Origin of the sequence: Maritalea myrionectae (genome assembly GCF_003433515.1) — a bacterium.
In the GTDB taxonomy this organism is placed as follows: Bacteria; Pseudomonadota; Alphaproteobacteria; order Rhizobiales; family Devosiaceae; genus Maritalea; species Maritalea myrionectae.
Genome location: NZ_CP021330.1, coordinates 1,254,144 through 1,271,699, shown reverse-complemented (window position 1 = coordinate 1,271,699; position 17,556 = coordinate 1,254,144). Strand labels below are relative to the sequence as shown.

Below are 17,556 nucleotides of genomic sequence, written 5' to 3'. Positions count from 1 at the left end.
AACAGCTTGAGGCGGATAATCGGGGTATGAAAATCAAACCATTCGGCTCGCGCATATCGCTGTATAAATCCAACCAAATTTGGCGTGAGAACCGCGCGAAGCACAATCTGCGTGATTCTCAAGTCCATGAAGCGATGAACCGTGCCATTTTCACCAGCATGTCCAACTTCACTTATGGTCAAAATTCGCTGATCATTAAGCAAGCAGCGCTGCGTGTGCTAAAATCTATTTAGCCACAGCACTCTTAGAATGCGCGTAAACTAGCCGTTAACTTTTCATTCACCATAATAAAGAGACCTGTACTCAAGTGGATTTGCACCATGAAAGCACAACTCTATGGCAACCGCGTGCCGCTTTACAAAGCGAACCAGATGTGGCGGGCAGCGCGCGCAAAACACATCCAGCGCGACCTGCAGGCCACGCAGATCATGACTAACTCCATTTTCGGTAGCATGACAAACTTCACTTACGGCCAAAACTCGCAGATCATAAAGCAAGCAACTGTCCGCGCCCTCAAAACGGTCTAAGCGAGATGTTCGGCTTTGGCCTTTGCCAAAAGCACGTCCTTGCCGGGCTGAAAGCCTTCATCCACCCAATGCTGCTCGAGCGCCTTGAGGATTTTGCCCATCTCTTCACCGGGCTCAACACCAAGGGCGATTAAATCTTTCCCCCCAAGCGGAAACACTGGCGCCGTCCAGTCAAGTGCCTTTTCCATATGCTGATGCAGCGCGCCAATCTTGGCCATCAAATCCATATTTTGATCTTGCTTAAGTTTTTGCCGCAGCGCGGCCAAATCTAAGCGCAGCCGATCCAGTATGGCTGCCTGGTCACCCCAATAGAGGAATTGCTCCAACGCACTATTGCTGGTTTCCGGAGCGATTGGCGTCACCATCGCCCATTTCACCAACCGATCCGCTTCGCTATTAGACAATTTGAGCCGCTCCGCCAGGGCTTTGGCTTTGTCCGCTTGCGGCGGGATGATGGAAATCAAGCGAAACAGCGGGTCAATTTCCCACTCCAGCTCTTCTTCCGCCGCCACAATGCCGTGAATGGCATCCATGCCCCATTTTTCGCCCTCGGGAAGGACCAACGCCAATATACCGGTGGTGCGCATCCACAATAGCGCGCGTGAAGGATCGGGGGCGCTCAAGATCTTTTTAAGCTCCGTCCAAACCCGTTCAGCGGACAAGCCCCTAACGCCGGCCTTAAGTTTTGCCGCTGCCTTCAGCCCCCCGGCTTCAGGACGACCAGAGCCGTAATAGGCAAAGAAACGGAAAAATCTGAGAATTCGCAAATAGTCTTCTTCGATCCGCGCGGCCGCATCGCCAATAAAATGCACATTGCGGTCAAGGCAATCCTGCACGCCATTGAGCGGGTCATAAAGTGTGCCATCGGCCAGCACATAGAGCGCATTCACGGTGAAGTCGCGCCGCTTGGCGTCTTCTTCCCAATCGGTGCCAAAGGCCACTTCCGCATGGCGGCCATCGGTTTTCACATCCTGCCGCAATGTGGTGACTTCGATCGCCTCATCCTCAACAACCAACGTCACCGTGCCATGGTCAATGCCGGTGGGCACAGCTTTGATCCCGGCCTTTTCGGCCCGCGCCATCACCTCGTCGGGCGTGAAAATACTGGCCATATCGACATCGCCACCAGGGTCGCCCAAAATAGTGTTACGCACAATGCCGCCCACGGCCCGCACATGGCCCTGATCCCCGTCGAGCAATTCAAAAACTGCACGCACAGCTGGCCGCTTGAGCCAGGCCGCACGCTGAATATTTTCAAGCGCGGCGTTCAAATCGGTCATTCAGTATCCTTTGAGGTCAATGCGAGATCGCGGAACATGCGGGTCATGGAAGCGGTGATGCCCCAAATGGCTCGATCTTGAAAATCAATGCGCCAGGTTTCCCGCTGCGCTTCATCGCCCCGCACAAAGCGAATTTTGGAATAGTGGTTGGCGGGAATAAGGTGCGGCAACGGCACTTCAAAAAAGCTGGCCACTTCATCCGGATTGGCCACAAACGGCTTGCGCGGCTTAATGGTGGCCACCACCGGAGTGATCAAATAATTGGTGCCCGACAAATAGTTGGGCAAAAAGCCCAATACGTCCACATCATCCTGATTGAGATCGACTTCTTCTTCCGCCTCGCGCAAGGCAGTCATGATCGGATCGGTATCGCCCTCTTCTACCCGGCCGCCAGGAAAGGCAATTTGCCCGGCATGCGCCCGCAGATGGGAAGACCGTTCAATATAAAGCACATGGCTGAGCGGCCCCCGCTCCACCAACCCAATCAAAACAGCAGATTGTTTTGGCTCGCGCGCCGCATTGAGCGGCGGCACACCATCGACCTTATGGCAGCCAATATCCTTGCTGCCATCCGGTTGATCCAACAACCGATGCTTGATCTGTGCCAACAATGTTTCGTCTTGCATAAAGACTTTTCCGCAATCGAATTCTAATTGTCACCGCTCCAAAATGAGATCGGACCAGTGAGTCCTTTCTTCACTTTAGCACTTTTGACAACCGCCAACACCCGCATTGGGTCGACTGGCGCAGGAAAATCGATTTTTTGCGGCGATATGGGTTGGAACCCCAACGGCTCGTAATAGGCGCGATCCCCAACCAGCAACACAAATTTGCAGCTGGCTTGTTCCAGCGCCTTTTGCGTCACATGCATGGTGAGCAAACGCCCCGCGCCCAACCGCCGCCGATGCGGATCGGTAACCAAAGGGCCAAGCAAATACCCGTTCATGCCAGAAAGATTGATGGGGGACATTTTGACATTGGCCACGGCCACGCCTTCATGCTCCGCCACAAAGCTCAAACGATCATCCACGCCAAACCGCTCGCGAATGCGAAACGCTGCGCGGGCAAAGCGGCCCGGACCAAAACAAAGCTGATGCAAATGCTCCACCCAGTCAGCATCAGAAGGCTGCTCGGAACGGATGTCGAGCTTATGCATATTTTGAGCAAGTTGCGGCGAAAGTTGAGACGCAGAAAGCATGTGGGTCATGGTATTTGATCATTTCTTTTAAAGAGGCAGCATAAAGGTGACGGGGGCTCTAAAGCACTCGTCGCTCTCGTCGCAGCAAAAGAAATGTCAAATTCGGTCTCATATCTTCGCATAAACACCGAAATGAAAGTTTTGTCGAGACATTTTTTACAAAAAATGTACGAAACTTTGCACTTTGAAGCCAAAATATGATCATTTTGCTTAATTCCTATACAAAGTGTCAGCCTGCCCCATTCATCCAAAACTTATTGTTCACAGTTTCGGGGTTTATAGATTGAATAATACCCCTATTTTAACGCACAGATAAACAAACAAACTGAATGAGGCTTTGAAATGGGACTATTGATCGACGGCGAATGGTCTACCCAATGGTACGATACAAAGAGCACAGGCGGAAAGTTTAAGCGCAGCGCCGCTGCGTTCCGCAATTGGGTCACCCAAGATGGCAGCGCCGGCCCGAGCGGCGAAGGCGGTTTTGAAGCCGAAAGCGGTCGCTATCACCTATATGTTTCCCTCGCCTGTCCCTGGGCCCACCGCACGCTGATTTTTCGCAAGCTGAAAGATTTGACTGACCATATCGACGTGACCGTCGTGGATGCCAAAATGCCAGACGAGCATGGCTGGACCATTCCTGAAGGTGCCGACCCGGTCAACAATGCTGAAACCATGTGGCAGGTCTATGTGGCGGCAAAGAGCGATTATACCGGTCGCGTGACGGTTCCCGTATTGTGGGACAAAAAGCGCAACACCATCGTATCAAACGAGAGCGCGGAGATCATCCGCATGTTCAACTCGGCCTTCAATGACATCACGGGTAACACCGACGATTATTACCCGGAAGAACTGCACGATGAAATCAATGAGGTGAACGAACGCGTCTACCACACGGTAAATAATGGTGTGTATAAATCCGGCTTTGCCACAACGCAGGAAGCCTATGATGAAGCGGTGACCGAATTGTTTGATAGCCTTGAATGGCTTGAGGATAAGCTGGGCAAGCAAAAATATCTCGCAGGTGATCAACTCACTGAGGCCGATTGGCGGCTATTCACCACCCTTGTGCGGTTTGATCCGGTCTATCATGGGCACTTCAAGTGCAACATCAAGCGGATCGCCGACTATCCAAACATCAGCCGTTTGGTGCATGAATTGGTCGCGGTGCCCAATGTGAAAGACACCATCGATATGGACCACATCAAAACCCACTATTATTGGAGCCACACCAGCATCAATCCGCATCGGATTGTGCCCAAAGGTCCCTTGATCGAATTTTGATCACCAATTTTGTGATGGTGGCGCGGCGGTGAAATATTCTTCAACACGGCGTCGCGCCCCATCATTCATTTCGTCCGGCAGTTCATCTTGCTTGAACCAGTCCATTTCAACGATCTCAGCATTTGGCTTGAAAGGTTGCACCTCGTCGAACGCGTCGGCAACAAATAGGCACACATGATCGCGGATGCTCAGCCCATTATTATTGTGAAAAACACCATGCAGTTTGGCTTCGCCAGTCACTTGAAGGCCCGTTTCCTCAAATGTTTCGCGCATCGCGGCCTCCAACGCTGTTTCCCCGGGCTCAACGCCCCCACCTGGAAACTGCCAACCACGCACATATGATTGGCGTACCAGCAGCACTTTATCCCCATCCACGAGCATCATCCGCGCACCAAGCGTCATGCGTCGCCACACGCCGACAAGCGCCAAATAGATTTTCATTCGCCAGCGACTATAGAGTTTTTGCTGCATAACCAAAGCTCCTCACTTATGTCGCCTTAAACCATCATTGGGTGAAAATTGTGCAAACGCCTCTTTTTTTGGCGTGCAATTTTCGCCATAGTGCGCCCAACTGCAGGGAGCCAACCATTTCTATGACCACGATTGCCCATATTTCAGATGTGCATTTGCCATACCATGAAAAAGTCACCCTGCCCCAATTGTTGAATAAGCGGATCACCGGCTATCTCAATTGGAAGCTCAATCGGGGCCATGCGATTGAAAACGACACCCTGCAATCTTTGATGGCGCATCTTAAGACCCAGCATTACGACCATTTGGCCGTCACTGGCGATTTGATCAATCTATCGCTGGAACAAGAGTTTGCGTTGGGTCAGCAATGGCTCAAATCCATTGAAAAACCAAACAAGTTAATGTTCATCCCCGGCAATCACGACATTTATGTGCCCTCCGGCAAGGGCTATATGACCCATTATTGGCATGAATATATGGAAGGGGAACGCGCCGAAGACAAATATCCATTCCCCTTTTGGCGGCAAGTGGATGACGTGGCCCTGATTGGCTGCAACAGCGCCATTGCCACGCCCCCCTTCTTCGCCAATGGCACATTTTCGCGCCGCCAAGAGCGTCTGCTGGAAAAACTGCTGATCAAGACCAAGGAAATGGGCCTGTTTCGGATTGTGATGATCCATCATCCGCCCCACGACGATGTGATGAATATTTGGCGCCGTGGCCTCACCAACCGCCACCGCTTTAAGCGCGTGTTGAAAAAACATGGTGCCGATCTGGTTTTGCACGGCCATTTGCACAAATCTGAACTTAAATCCCTGCCGGGTTCGCATGGCGAAATCCCTGTGGTGGGCATTTCATCCGCCTCTATGGGCCCCAATGCTGTGCAGCCGCCAGCGTCCTACAATCTTTATAATATTGAAAAGCAGGGTGATAAGTTTACCTGCACAATGCAGGAATATGGCTACCACCGATTTGGCGATACAATCGAAAAACGCGCCGAACTGGTGTTGTCCTAACCTGCGGCTGAACTTGCTTTTAACACATTTTTGGTGATGCTTGCCGCTATGAACACCTTCATTATTGATTCTGCAGAATTCAACGCTGAAACAGGCGAAGCTAAATTCAACTATCGTCTCGGCGAGCACCGGTTTACCGAGCGCTTGGAGTTGGGCGTCGGGTTTGATCTTGCCCGCGCACAGAGCAACAGCTTTGCCCACCTGCTGGATCTGGCTGCAGCAATTTTGGGCGTGTCCTACTATAAGCTGAAAGCCCCGAAAACCATTGATTTGACCACGCTCAATCTGAGCGAAGCTGATCAGATATTGTTGCGCGACATATATGAAAACGGCTTGGGCGAATTTTACACCCGCAATAAGTTGAAACGGTTTGGCCAGATTGACTATCAGTTCGCCCCAGCCATCACGCCGACCAACGACCTTGATTGGCCGCAGCAATCGCTGGTGCTGATCGGCGGTGGTAAGGATAGCCTTGTGTCGGTTGATTTATTGACCCGCGCCAACATTCCATTCACCCCCTTTGCGGTGAACCCCAAAGGGCCAATCATCAGCTCGACCGACCAAATCGAACAAAGCCCGCTCTTTGTTCGGCGTCACCTTTCGCCAACACTATTCGAGTTGAATGACCAGCCCGGCTTTTACAACGGTCACGTCCCCTCCACAGCAATCAACTCCGTTGTCGCGAGCCTGGTGGCAGCGCTCTATGGCTATAATGAAATCATTTTGTCCAACGAACGCTCCGCTAGCGAAGGCAATGTGGAATTTGATGGCCGCGAAGTGAACCATCAGCACTCGAAAAGCCTTGATTTTGAACAATTGATGGAAACCAGCTTTAAGGCAGCGAGCGGCGGTCAGCTCGGCTATTTTTCATTGTTGCGCCCGTTCTCTGAAGTGCGCATCGGGCAGCTTTTTGCACGCACGCAAAAATTCGATCAGCATTTTTCTAGCTGCAATGAAAATTTCAAACAAAACCAAGATGGCCCCAAACGGTGGTGCACCAACTGCCCCAAATGCCATTTTGTCTCGTTGATCCTCGCGCCCTTTATGGAGCCGCAACGCCTGACTGACATTGTTGGCAAGAACGTATTGAATGATGCCACCAAGCTGGGCGCATTTCGCGAACTATCCGGTCTGACCGGCCACAAACCATGGGAATGTGTCGGCGAGATTTTGGAAGCCGCTGCGGCGCTGTGGCATCTGGCCCATCAAGACCATTGGCAGGATGCGGCGATTGTGAAGACGCTTAAGCCGGAGCTGGACGCGTTCTATGGTGTGCCCGCATTGGAAAGCGCATGGGACGAATTGCTTCGGGATGCGAACCAGCATAATGTGCCGGAAAAATATCAATTGAACGAGATTGCCCGTGCAAGCTGATCAATATTTCAACCGTGCCGTTTTGCTTTATGGCGCCGGTATCGAAGCGAAATCCACCCGAGATTTTTTGGCCGAATATGCCCCTGACATCAAAGTCTATGTCACCGCCGACCAAGGTGAGATTTTCTTGCCCGACAGCACAGTTATCGCCCCAACTGAAATTGAGGCATTAAGCGAAAAAGGCGAAATTGGAACGATTGTCCGCTCGGCCGGGGTATCGATCTATAAGCCTGAACTGCTCGCCGCAAAAAAACATGGGGTCGAGATCACCACCAACATCAATTTGTGGGACAAGTTTAAGCGCAAGGGCGCGAAACTGGTGGCAGTGACAGGCACCAAGGGCAAAAGCACAACGGTGAAACTGACCGAAACCATGCTCGAATGCGCCGGGATCGATGCGCGATTGGGCGGCAATTTTGGCGTCGCCCCGCTCGATTTGGATGATCATGACATCATCGTGATGGAACTCTCCTCCTATCAGGTGGCAGACTTGACCGCGCAACCGGACTTTGTGGGCTTCACCAATCTGTTCCCCGAGCACATACATTGGCATAATCACTCACTGCCGCAATATTTTCACGACAAGCTGAACCTGCTGCGACGTGACGGGCCCTACGCTTATGCCCTGGGCGCTCAAGCGGCGGTGAACCAGAAGGTTCAGGAAGCGCTGCCCAAATATGCGCACGAGCTGGCCGCCCCAAGCGCCGAGCTGGTCGCGGCCCTGCATGCCACCATGCGCAAATCGCGCCTTAAAGGCCCGCACAATGCGGACAATATGATCATCGCCGCCAAATTGGCCTTGGGTTTGGGCGCGCCCGAAGAGGCTATTTTAAAAGGCCTTGAGACATTTGCGCCACCCGCACACCGGCTGGAAGAGCATAAGATCGGCAACCTGTTGTTTGTTGATGATTCCATCGCCACAACACCAGAAGCCACAATGGCCGCGATCGCTTCATATCCCGATGAAAAAATTGCGCTGATGGTTGGCGGCTATGATCGCGACCAGAATTATGAAGAACTGGCACGCACCGTGGTGGACAGCAATGTGACCACGCTTTGCTGCTTGCCCACCACCGGGGAACGCATGCAAGCGGCAATGGATAAGCTTGACCACAAGATTGATGTGTTCGCAGCGGAGGGGCTGGCCGACGCCATGGAAGGCTTTAAGCGCCGCGATGGGTTCGACACAATCATCCTGTCGCCCGCCGCACCGTCATTCAACCAATATGACAATTATATCGCCCGGGGTGAGCACTTCATTCAATTGGCCAACGAGCTGTTTGGCTGATGTTTGGCATTGGCATTTATCGCCATGGCGAGAAGCCCGGCACCCTCACAGCAGAATGGCTGGATAATCGCATGGTTGACGCTGGCGTTCGCGCTGGCACGGGTTTTGCGCAAAACGGGCCGACAAACGGATTTGTCGGTGACTATGACATCACTTACGAAGCTGGCGATCAGCGCGTTGACCTGAAACTGACCATCCGCGCCGACGGACCGAATTTTCGCCTGCAATGGCTCAAGGATGACGTCTTGATTGATGAGGGCATTGCCTTTCAATCTGCCGACACTCTCATCCTCGGCTATCAATCCACATAAGAGATTTCCACATGCCCCAAGGCTATTTCTACCTCCTCATCGCGATTATCGGCGAAGTGGTTGCCACCTCCGCGCTGAAAGCCGCCAATGGATTTTCTGAAACGCTGCCCTCCATCCTCGTGGTGGTTGGCTATGGCGTGGCCTTTTATTATTTGAGCCTCTCGCTCAAAACCATCCCGCTGGGCATTTCTTATGCCATCTGGTCTGGCGTTGGCGTCGTGGCAGTGTCGCTTATGGGCTGGGTCTATTACAAGCAGGCGCTCGACATCGCAGCCCTCATCGGCATGGCGATGATTTTGGGCGGCGTCTTGGTGATCCACCTCTTCTCAAATTCAACCGCACACTAAATCGACCTCGCAAACACAAAATATTGTTTTTTGAAACAATGCTGAATGGCCGCTCGTATCTACTTTGTCCAATAAGGGAAAAAGGAGATCATTATGTCGTTTAAAAAAACAATTTTTACTACCGCTGCAGCATTTGCCCTGACCGCCACATCCGCCTTGGCTGACGGCCATTCAAAAATCGGCGTTATGGCAGAAGACCAAGACGTATCGGGTGGCACAGTGAGCGCCGCAGAGATCGTTGCTGGTGAGAACGGCTATCTGGTCGTGCACCGCACGGGCGACGACATGAAGCCGGGTCCAGTTGTGGGCTATTCGCCGATCAAAAAAGGCATGAATGAAGACGTCACCGCCATTTTGACCGAAGATGTCAGCGCTGGCGACAAGTTGATGTTGATGATCCACTCAGAAGCAGGTGGCAAAGAAACTGGCGTTTTTGAATATACGCTGGGTGCCAAAGAAGATGGCCCAATTCGCATGGATGGTGATTTGGTGATGACGGTAATTTCAGCGAAATAACCTGCCACGGCATTCTTAGATGGGCCGCCAGGCATGAAGCTTGGCGGCCTTTTTGTGCGCGGGCATATGCCTAGTCGAAATTCAAATCCACATAGCCTTCGGCCCAATGGTTTTGATTGGCACTGCCATCCGGCGTGATGAATGTTGGCATATTCGGATCGGCCCGAGTGACGTGGTAGCAAAACTCGCCCCACCCCTCGGCCGACCAGTCCTCACAATATTGGCCAACGCCCCCATCATCCTTGACTGACCATGGGATGTTGCGGATTATATCGTCTTTCACCACCACCACGGCGATGCCGTCTGGATGGTTGTTTTGTTTATACTCCGTCACCCCATCGGGGAAAGTGCCCCAAATCGAATTACCAGACATCAGCGCTTCAACTTCGGTAGCGCTCAGTTTGGCTTCATCCGCTTGCGCAACGCTGAGTGCACCCGCCATAAACAACAAAAAGGGTGCCGCGTAGAATAAATGGAATTTGCTCATGTTTCCTCCCAGAGCCATCTTGGTTCGTGCACTTTGCCGTGCACTGACTCTTTCTGGCTCAATTCACACTGGCACCCTGTGAATATTCGTGCCAAAATTTTGCCATGGGTGGGCAAGCAAACAATTCAGACCGAAGCGTCAACAAACCAATGGGCGAGGCCTATAGCGCCTATTGGGACATGTGGCTCCAAAAAGGAGCTCTGGCTGTTCACACCCAATTCGACCTCACGACAAAAACCGCGAGCCCCCTCGACACGTTCGATCAGCTCTATGAGCAATATGGGGGCAAGGCTGTTTTCGACTTTGTGGCGCAGCAGGGCGCCATAAATGGATTGGACGTGCCCTCATTGCTGTTCTCCAGCGCCAAAACACCTGCAGATTTGGTGCATAAATGGCAACAAATAACGCAAGCACAAAGTGAAATCCGGTTTGGGTCGAAAAACTCTTCTGCTGATTTCGTCCACTTGCTTCCCTCGGGCGAGTTGGTGCTAAGCCCAAGTCGCATTCGCCCGGCAAACCTGTCTCGATTTGGCGCCGCCATGTTAACAGGCGTTATGGCACACACACTGCAGCAGCTTTCCCCGGCGGGCGTGACAATCTTTGAAGCGGTAAAGGCGGGCAGCACCCGCTCACTCGACAATACCACCTCACGCGCCGACATTGGCTTCGATGCGAGCAGCGACATTATTATTAGATGTGTAGATGCAGCGCCCAAGGATGCGTCGCGCAACAAGTCCACCCCTTACTTGCACCTCAACCACCTTTTCAATCATCAAAATCATCCGCTGTTCCGGCAACTTGTGCATTTTCTCGACCAACAATCAGGTGGACACACATCAATTGACGAAACGGCGTTTCATTTGGGCCTGTCCGTCCGCACATTATCGCGGCGGCTGCACATCAACGGCATCAGCTATGGCAGTCTGACGCGATTTGTGCGTTTGCGCAAAGCGCTGCTGTTGCTGTTTGTCGGCACGCCACAAATGGATGATATCGCCTTTGCCGCCAATTATGCCGACCGCCATCACATGGCCCGCGACTTCAGGCAAATGGTGCAACTTTCCCCTACCTTTTTGCGGGATCTTCTTCAGCAAAACCCTGTTTAACGTCCGAATTAAACCAATATTTTACCAATATTCTCAGTTCTATTTTAGCTAAACAGCTGAAAAACATGTCATTTAATCGGTTAGCTAAATATTTATCTAGTTTATTGGGGATTGAACAATGCTCGACTCCTAAACTGAAATTGTTCGCAATGATGCGACGCATTGGGAGTGAGAATTATGGAAGCAATTGCTTTGGCATTCACATCAGCAATGATTTCTTGGGGCTTGTTTACTTTGTACCCCGAGGAAGTCCGCGCAAAAGCCAACCGTCGGCAATAGCGCACATTTGAAAATTAGTTCAGGGGGCAAAGATGAAAACTTTAACCGCAGCAACAGTGGCCTTTTTATTGGTATCCGCAGGGTTTGCGTTGGATATCCAGGTGACATCACAAGCAGAGCCTAGCTTCGATACCGCCATCAACACACCTATTTTGGATTAGGAATATGCAACCGCACCATAAATTGCTGGCGACCCAACTGTTCGCAGCCGCGATTTTAATCGGTGTCATTACAATGGCTTCAACACCGCTCGCGCTGTTTGAACGTCAATCTGAACCGCAATATGCCATGATACGCTAGGGTGAGAACCCGCAAGGCTCAGATGAGGAATATTATGTCCGTGAGTGCAAGAGGACCTCGGTCCTAAAACGGCAGTTCTTTTTAAGGACTGCCGTTATTTTTTGACCTCTTCCAACTCGATCAAGGTGCCATCAAAATCTTTCGGGTGCAAAAACAGCACCGGCAGACCATGCGCCCCGATCTTGGGTTCACCATCCCCCAAAACCCGCGCGCCCTCATCAGACAGCTTTTGCGCTGCGGCGCGGATATCTTCCACCTCAAAACACATATGATGCATGCCGCCTGACGGATTCTTTTCCAAAAAGGCTGCAATCGGTGAATTGTCGCCCAGCGGATGCAGCAACTCCACCTTGGTGTTGGGCATTTTCACAAACACCACTGTCACCCCATGCTCAGGCAAGTCCTGCGGCTCGGACACCGCCGCGCCCAACTGATCGCGATATTTCGCTGTCGCCGCGGCCAAATCTGGCACCGCAATCGCGATATGATTGAGATTACCGATCATGGCTCGTTCCTTAGTTTGCCTTCAATCCGGCTCATCACCGCATTCGCGGCGTCCAGCACATTGGTGCCGGGGCCGAAAATATCGGACACGCCCGCATCACGCAGCGCTTGATAATCTTGTTCCGGGATCACCCCACCCGCGAAGACCGAGATATGCGCCGCATTTTTCTGGCGCAGCAAATCGATTAGCTCTGGAATAAGCGTTTTGTGCCCTGCGGCGAGGGATGATGCACCGATGGCATCGACCTTCAAGTCGACGGCCTTTTCGGCGACCTCTTCCGGCGTTTCAAACAGCTCGCCTATATGCACATCAAAGCCCATATCCGCAAACGCCGTAGCAATAACCTTCGCGCCGCGATCATGGCCATCCTGCCCCATTTTACCAATATAAATAGAGGGTTGCCGGGATTGCGTCGATTTGAATTCGGCCACGCGCTGGGTGATTGCCCGATATTCAGGGTCATCCGCATATTGCTCGCTATAAACGCCCGAGATCACTTTTGTGGTGGGGCGATGGCGGCCAAAGACCTCCTCCATTGCGTCGGAAATCTCACCCAATGTGGCGCGGGCGCGGGCGGCATCTATGGCGGCGGCCAGCAAATTGCCGTTCCGCGTTTCCGCGATCTCACGCAATTTCGCAAGTGCCTTGTCGCACACCTCTTGATTGCGGCTGGCCCGAATTTGTCTCAGGGCTTCAACCTGACCCGCGCGTACCTTCTTATTGTCGATATCAAGAATATCGAGCTCGTCCTCTTTATCGAGACGATAGCGGTTGACGCCGACGATCACATCATCGCCCTTGTCGACGCGGGTTTGGCGAATGGCGGCGGCGCGTTCAATCTCCAACTTGGGAAGCCCCTCGTCGACCGCCTTAGTCATGCCGCCTTTTTCTTCAATCTCGGCAATCATTTCACCCGCTTTGGCCACCATGTCGGCGGTGAGGCGCTCGACATAGTAGGAGCCGCCCAGCGGATCCACCACGTCGGTAACGCGGGTTTCATGGTCCAAAATCAACTGGGTGTTGCGGGCAATGCGCGAGGAAAACTCGGTCGGCAGCGCAATCGCTTCGTCAAACGAGTTCGTGTGCAGGCTTTGGGTGCCGCCCAAAATCGCCGCCATCGCTTCATAGGCAGTGCGCACAATATTGTTGTACGGGTCCTGCTCAGTCAGCGACACGCCAGACGTTTGACAGTGCGTCCGCAACATCATGGAGCGTGGGTTTTTCGCGCCTAGGTCTTTCATAATATCGGCCCAAAGGGTGCGTGCCGCCCGCAGCTTCGCCACCTCGGAAAAGAAGTTCATGCCAATGCCGAAAAAGAATGACAATCGGCCGGCAAAGGCATCAATATCCAGCCCGCGTGCCTGCGCGGCGCGGACATATTCCATGCCATCAGCCAGCGTATAGGCCAGCTCCTGCACGGCGGTCGCGCCAGCCTCATGCATATGATAGCCGGAGATGGAAATGGAGTTGAATTTCGGCATAAATTCAGCCGTGTGCGCAATAATATCCGCAATAATCCGCATGCTTGGCTCCGGCGGATAGATAAAGGTGTTGCGAACCATAAATTCTTTCAAAATATCATTTTGAATGGTGCCGGCGAGCTTGTCCTGGCTCACGCCTTGCTCTTCCGCCGCCACAACAAACATGGCCAGCACCGGGATCACCGCGCCATTCATCGTCATCGACACGGACATCTCATCCAACGGAATCCCGTCAAACAGCACTTTCATATCTTCAACGCTGTCGATGGCGACGCCGGCCTTGCCCACATCACCCACCACGCGTTCATGATCACTGTCATAACCCCGGTGGGTGGCCAGATCGAACGCCACCGAAAGACCTTTTTGACCCTTTTCCAACGCTTGGCGATAAAAGCGGTTGCTCTCTTTCGCCGTGGAAAAGCCCGCATATTGCCGGATGGTCCAGGGACGGTTGGCATACATGGTGGCGCGAACGCCACGGGTGAACGGCGCTTCGCCGGGCATCGCCTCAGCGGCGCGATCAGGCACATCTTCCGCAAAATAAGCGGGCCTGATGGAAACCCCGCCGTAATCGGTTTCCAGATCGTCAGGCTCACGCCCGCGCAATTCTTTTTCGGCCAGGGCCTGCCATTTTTTGTAGGTCTCGTTGGAGAGGGTCATTGGTCTTCAAACTCCATGATCACTTCATCCACTGCCAAGATGGCGCCTACATCTGCCGCGATTTTGGACACCACCGCTTTCTTTTCCGCCCGCAGCACATTTTCCATTTTCATGGCTTCAACAATAGCCAGCGGCTGGCCTTCCTGTACCTCGTCGCCCTCGGCAACTTCAAGGCGCACCACCTGCCCCGGCATCGGGCAAAGCAGGAACTTGGACATGTCCGGCGGCATTTTCACCGGCATATGCACCATCAAATCGGCCACATGCGGCTCAAACACCTGCACATTCATATCCGCCCCGCGATAGCGCACCCGGAAACCCGTGGCCTTGCGCGTGACTTGCGCGACGATATGATCATCGCCCACCCGCGCGCGGATCAGCGTTTCGCCCGGTCCCCAATCGGTTTCGACGCGCATCAGCATTTCGAAATCATCTTCGCGATCACGCCAGATGACGGCTTCTTCCAGCACGTCAAAATCAAACCGCTCATCGCCAATCATCACGGAACGGGCCACATCTTTAATGGACAGGTCCAGCGTATCCGCTTCGGCAAAGCCGCGATGTTGACTGTGAAAGCCGATATAGGCCGCCAACCCTGCGATGTTTTTCTTGGCCGCATTGCCCAGCTCAACGCCGTTGAACCCATCGGGGAATTCTTCGGCGATATAGCCCGTGGTGAGGCGGCCTTCTTTAAAGCGGTCCTGCTCCATCACGGCAGAGAGGAACGGGATATTGTGGCCAATGCCTTCAACCTCAAACGCGTCCAACGCGTCTGACATGGCGGAAATGGCGGTAGCCCGATCTGGCGCCCAGGTACACAATTTGGCGATCATCGGGTCGTAGAAGGTGGAGATTTCTCCCCCGTCAAACACCCCGGTATCGTTGCGCACCACAAGGTCTTCAGATTCGAATTCTGACGGCGGGCGATAGGTCGTCAATCGTCCAATGGAAGGCAGGAAATTGCGATAGGGGTCTTCGGCATATAGTCGAGACTCAATTGCCCACCCATTGAGCGTGACCTCATCCTGAGCGATCGACAATTTCTCGCCCGCCGCAACGCGAAGCATTTGCTCCACTAGGTCAATCCCTGTGATCAATTCGGTGACAGGGTGTTCCACCTGCAACCGCGTATTCATCTCAAGGAAATAGAAATTCTTGTCGCCATCCACGATGAACTCCACCGTGCCCGCGCTGGCATAGCCAACCGCCTTGGCCAACGCCACCGACTGTTCGCCCATTTTCTTGCGGGTTTCTTCATCCAAAAACGGCGATGGCGCTTCTTCAATCACCTTCTGGTTGCGACGCTGAATGGAACATTCGCGCTCACCCAAATAAATACAATTGCCATGCTTGTCGGCCAACACCTGAATTTCAATATGGCGCGGATCGGTGACGAACTTTTCGATAAAGATGCGATCATCGCCAAAGCTAGACGCGGCTTCTGATTTGGAGCGTTCAAAGCCTTCGCGGGCTTCCTCATCATTCCACGCGATCCGCATTCCCTTGCCACCGCCGCCAGCGGAGGCTTTGATCATCACCGGATAGCCAACTTCATTCGAGATTTTTACCGCTTCATCCGTGTCTTCAATCAGGCCCATATAGCCCGGCACGGTGGAAACATTGGCCTCTTTCGCCAGCTTCTTGGAGGTGATCTTATCCCCCATCGCCTCAATAGCGTTGGGTGGTGGCCCGATAAAGGTGATGCCCGCTTTTTCCAGCGCTTCACAGAACTTGGCGTTCTCGCTCAAAAACCCATAGCCCGGATGCACCGCCTCCGCGCCCGTTGCCTTGCAGGCCGCGATGATCTTATCGCCCAGCAAATAGCTTTCCGATGCGGGCGATCCCCCAATATGCACCGCTTCATCCGCCATGCTCACATGCAGCGCTTCCCGGTCCGCATCCGAATAAACCGCAACGGTTTTGATGCCCATGATCTTGGCCGTTTTAATCACCCGACAGGCAATCTCGCCCCGGTTGGCTATAAGAATTTTCGAGAACATTATGTCTGTTTCTCCATTTACCTCGGCATCGCCAAAAGCGACGAAGCGTCTGTTTTTAGTTGTCATTGTCGGACCAGCCCTGTGGCGTGAACCCAAAATTCATCCGACAATCCATCTAGCTTTGGCCATTCCCACTGGATCCTCGGGTCAAGCCCGAGGATGACAAGGGGTAAATAAATCAATCGGGCCGCTTGCAGATAAAATCAATTTCCACCAGCGCATGCAGCGCCAGTCCGGTAACCCCGATGGTCGTGCGCGCCGGGCGACGATCCTTGGGGAAAAAGCTCTGATAAGTCTCGTTGAACTGGGCATAGTCCCGATAAAAATCGGTGAGATAGCACCGCGCCATCATGACATGCTCCAGCCCCATATCGATGCCCCCCAAAACAATCTTGAGGTTCTCCATCACCCGAACAGTCTGCGCCTCAATCCCCTCCGGCAAAGGCGCATCCGGCGCATCCGGAAATGTTGGCATTTGTCCTGTGACAAACACCCACCCATTGGCTTCGGTGGCATGTGAAAACGGTGCCACCGGACGCGGTCCGTCAGAAATCATGTGAAATAGTGGATCAGTCATCTGGTGTTCCTCGTGTTTCTAGGAATACTAACGTTAGGCGCAACAAAGTTACCGCGTTGCGCCATTCCGTGGAAATGAGAAGCTAAGATCGCCGCTACAACTACCACTTGGTCATATAGCTCAAGTTTTGCAAAAGCTCTCGGTTTTGAATTTCCAAGGTTGACTTCAACAGCATCAAAGTTTGGCAACAAATCCGAGTTCCGTCTGACGATATCCTCAGCAACTGTCTTTGTACTTTCCAACGTCGCATCAGGCGTATGTGCGAATTTGTTTCGCAACTCATTCAGGCGTTTTGCAAGATCGCATATTTTGGGGTCAACGCTCATACAGCGAACGGCTAATATCAAAGTTGAGAACTGCAACCTAGTTGCGTCTTGTCCCGATACTTTTTTGACAAGTTGCTGCAACCGCATCTCAACTGCCAAATGAATGCGCAGTATTCGTCCGATTGCGTCCTTGGTCTCAAGTGCTTCACTGATGAGCTTAGCTGTTTCGTCATGGTAAAGAGGATCAAACGTTGAAAAACCTATAGCTTCATTGCCACCCATT

The 17,556-nt window shown here is 52.7% G+C and carries 21 protein-coding genes; 11 read left to right on the top strand and 10 right to left on the bottom strand.

The window, feature by feature from the left end; all coding sequences use genetic code 11:
* Window positions 1-26 precede the first annotated feature (26 nt).
* On the top strand, window positions 27-233 hold the full coding sequence (locus tag MXMO3_RS06190) for a hypothetical protein (RefSeq protein ID WP_117395300.1): 207 nt from the start codon (window positions 27-29) through the stop codon (window positions 231-233).
* Between the two features lie 87 nt (window positions 234-320).
* Window positions 321-527 carry a hypothetical protein gene (locus MXMO3_RS06185; RefSeq protein WP_027834596.1) on the top strand — a complete coding sequence of 69 codons (207 nt, stop codon included), beginning with the start codon at window positions 321-323 and terminating at the stop codon, window positions 525-527.
* Here MXMO3_RS06185 and MXMO3_RS06180 read toward each other — a convergent pair.
* Genes MXMO3_RS06180 through MXMO3_RS06170 form a run of 3 tightly spaced genes read right to left on the bottom strand, consistent with a single transcriptional unit; the run spans window position 524 to window position 3,014 of the window.
* Window positions 524-1,798: a CCA tRNA nucleotidyltransferase gene (locus MXMO3_RS06180; RefSeq protein WP_425462135.1), complete on the bottom strand. Its 1,275-nt coding sequence runs from the start codon at window positions 1,796-1,798 to the stop codon at window positions 524-526. The genes MXMO3_RS06185 and MXMO3_RS06180 overlap by 4 nt on opposite strands.
* 5 nt (window positions 1,799-1,803) lie before the next feature.
* A complete protein-coding gene (locus MXMO3_RS06175) occupies window positions 1,804-2,433 on the bottom strand; it encodes a CoA pyrophosphatase (RefSeq protein WP_051213548.1) in 630 nt (209 codons plus the stop codon).
* A gap of 23 nt (window positions 2,434-2,456) precedes the next feature.
* A complete protein-coding gene (locus tag MXMO3_RS06170; RefSeq protein ID WP_051213549.1) occupies window positions 2,457-3,014 on the bottom strand; it encodes a GNAT family N-acetyltransferase in 558 nt (185 codons plus the stop codon).
* 333 nt (window positions 3,015-3,347) lie between these two features.
* On the opposite strand from MXMO3_RS06170, the gene MXMO3_RS06165 reads away from it, so the two are divergent.
* Complete coding sequence (locus tag MXMO3_RS06165; protein ID WP_117395298.1) at window positions 3,348-4,289, top strand: glutathione S-transferase family protein; 942 nt, start codon at window positions 3,348-3,350, stop codon at window positions 4,287-4,289.
* On the opposite strand, the gene MXMO3_RS06160 is transcribed toward MXMO3_RS06165, so the two are convergent.
* A complete protein-coding gene (locus MXMO3_RS06160; protein ID WP_117395297.1) occupies window positions 4,290-4,760 on the bottom strand; it encodes an NUDIX domain-containing protein in 471 nt (156 codons plus the stop codon).
* Between the two features lie 122 nt (window positions 4,761-4,882).
* Here MXMO3_RS06160 and MXMO3_RS06155 point away from each other — a divergent pair, with 122 nt between their 5' ends.
* From MXMO3_RS06155 to MXMO3_RS06130, 6 genes are all read left to right on the top strand, one after another.
* Complete coding sequence (locus MXMO3_RS06155; protein ID WP_162889149.1) at window positions 4,883-5,776, top strand: metallophosphoesterase family protein; 894 nt, start codon at window positions 4,883-4,885, stop codon at window positions 5,774-5,776.
* A 48-nt stretch (window positions 5,777-5,824) separates the two neighbouring features.
* Window positions 5,825-7,150: a MurL-like N-terminal domain-containing gene (locus MXMO3_RS06150; RefSeq protein WP_117395295.1), complete on the top strand. Its 1,326-nt coding sequence runs from the start codon at window positions 5,825-5,827 to the stop codon at window positions 7,148-7,150.
* Window positions 7,140-8,438, top strand: a complete 1,299-nt coding sequence (gene murD / locus MXMO3_RS06145; RefSeq protein ID WP_162889148.1) for a UDP-N-acetylmuramoyl-L-alanine--D-glutamate ligase — start codon at window positions 7,140-7,142, stop codon at window positions 8,436-8,438. Before MXMO3_RS06150 ends, murD begins: the two co-directional genes overlap by 11 nt.
* Complete coding sequence (locus MXMO3_RS06140; protein ID WP_117395293.1) at window positions 8,438-8,749, top strand: hypothetical protein; 312 nt, start codon at window positions 8,438-8,440, stop codon at window positions 8,747-8,749. Before murD ends, MXMO3_RS06140 begins: the two co-directional genes overlap by 1 nt.
* A gap of 11 nt (window positions 8,750-8,760) precedes the next feature.
* Complete coding sequence (locus MXMO3_RS06135) at window positions 8,761-9,096, top strand: DMT family transporter (RefSeq protein WP_117395292.1); 336 nt, start codon at window positions 8,761-8,763, stop codon at window positions 9,094-9,096.
* 93 nt (window positions 9,097-9,189) lie between these two features.
* Complete coding sequence (locus MXMO3_RS06130) at window positions 9,190-9,612, top strand: DUF7282 domain-containing protein (protein ID WP_117395291.1); 423 nt, start codon at window positions 9,190-9,192, stop codon at window positions 9,610-9,612.
* A gap of 70 nt (window positions 9,613-9,682) precedes the next feature.
* On the opposite strand, the gene MXMO3_RS06125 is transcribed toward MXMO3_RS06130, so the two are convergent.
* Window positions 9,683-10,099, bottom strand: a complete 417-nt coding sequence (locus MXMO3_RS06125; RefSeq protein ID WP_117395290.1) for a hypothetical protein — start codon at window positions 10,097-10,099, stop codon at window positions 9,683-9,685.
* Window positions 10,100-10,203: 104 nt separating this feature from the next.
* Between MXMO3_RS06125 and MXMO3_RS06120 the strand changes: the two genes are divergently transcribed.
* Window positions 10,204-11,205: a helix-turn-helix domain-containing protein gene (locus MXMO3_RS06120; protein ID WP_117395289.1), complete on the top strand. Its 1,002-nt coding sequence runs from the start codon at window positions 10,204-10,206 to the stop codon at window positions 11,203-11,205.
* Window positions 11,206-11,516: 311 nt separating this feature from the next.
* Complete coding sequence (locus tag MXMO3_RS19020) at window positions 11,517-11,645, top strand: hypothetical protein (RefSeq protein WP_281273944.1); 129 nt, start codon at window positions 11,517-11,519, stop codon at window positions 11,643-11,645.
* Between the two features lie 233 nt (window positions 11,646-11,878).
* Here the strand turns inward: MXMO3_RS19020 and mce are convergent, their stop codons facing one another.
* From mce to MXMO3_RS06095, 5 genes are all read right to left on the bottom strand, one after another.
* Window positions 11,879-12,289, bottom strand: a complete 411-nt coding sequence (gene mce, locus MXMO3_RS06115; protein ID WP_117395288.1) for a methylmalonyl-CoA epimerase — start codon at window positions 12,287-12,289, stop codon at window positions 11,879-11,881.
* A complete protein-coding gene (scpA, locus tag MXMO3_RS06110; RefSeq protein ID WP_117395287.1) occupies window positions 12,286-14,430 on the bottom strand; it encodes a methylmalonyl-CoA mutase in 2,145 nt (714 codons plus the stop codon). Before scpA ends, mce begins: the two co-directional genes overlap by 4 nt.
* The gene (locus MXMO3_RS06105) at window positions 14,427-16,430 is read right to left on the bottom strand and encodes an acetyl-CoA carboxylase biotin carboxylase subunit (RefSeq protein WP_117395286.1); all 2,004 of its coding nucleotides are present in this window, start codon (window positions 16,428-16,430) and stop codon (window positions 14,427-14,429) included. The genes scpA and MXMO3_RS06105 overlap by 4 nt, the downstream gene beginning before the upstream one ends.
* A gap of 178 nt (window positions 16,431-16,608) precedes the next feature.
* Window positions 16,609-17,007 carry a RidA family protein gene (locus MXMO3_RS06100; RefSeq protein ID WP_027834610.1) on the bottom strand — a complete coding sequence of 133 codons (399 nt, stop codon included), beginning with the start codon at window positions 17,005-17,007 and terminating at the stop codon, window positions 16,609-16,611.
* Window positions 17,004-17,555 (bottom strand): hypothetical protein, encoded by a 552-nt coding sequence (locus MXMO3_RS06095; RefSeq protein WP_117395285.1) that lies wholly within the window; start codon window positions 17,553-17,555, stop codon window positions 17,004-17,006. Before MXMO3_RS06095 ends, MXMO3_RS06100 begins: the two co-directional genes overlap by 4 nt.
* Between the last annotated feature and the right edge of the window lies 1 nt (window position 17,556).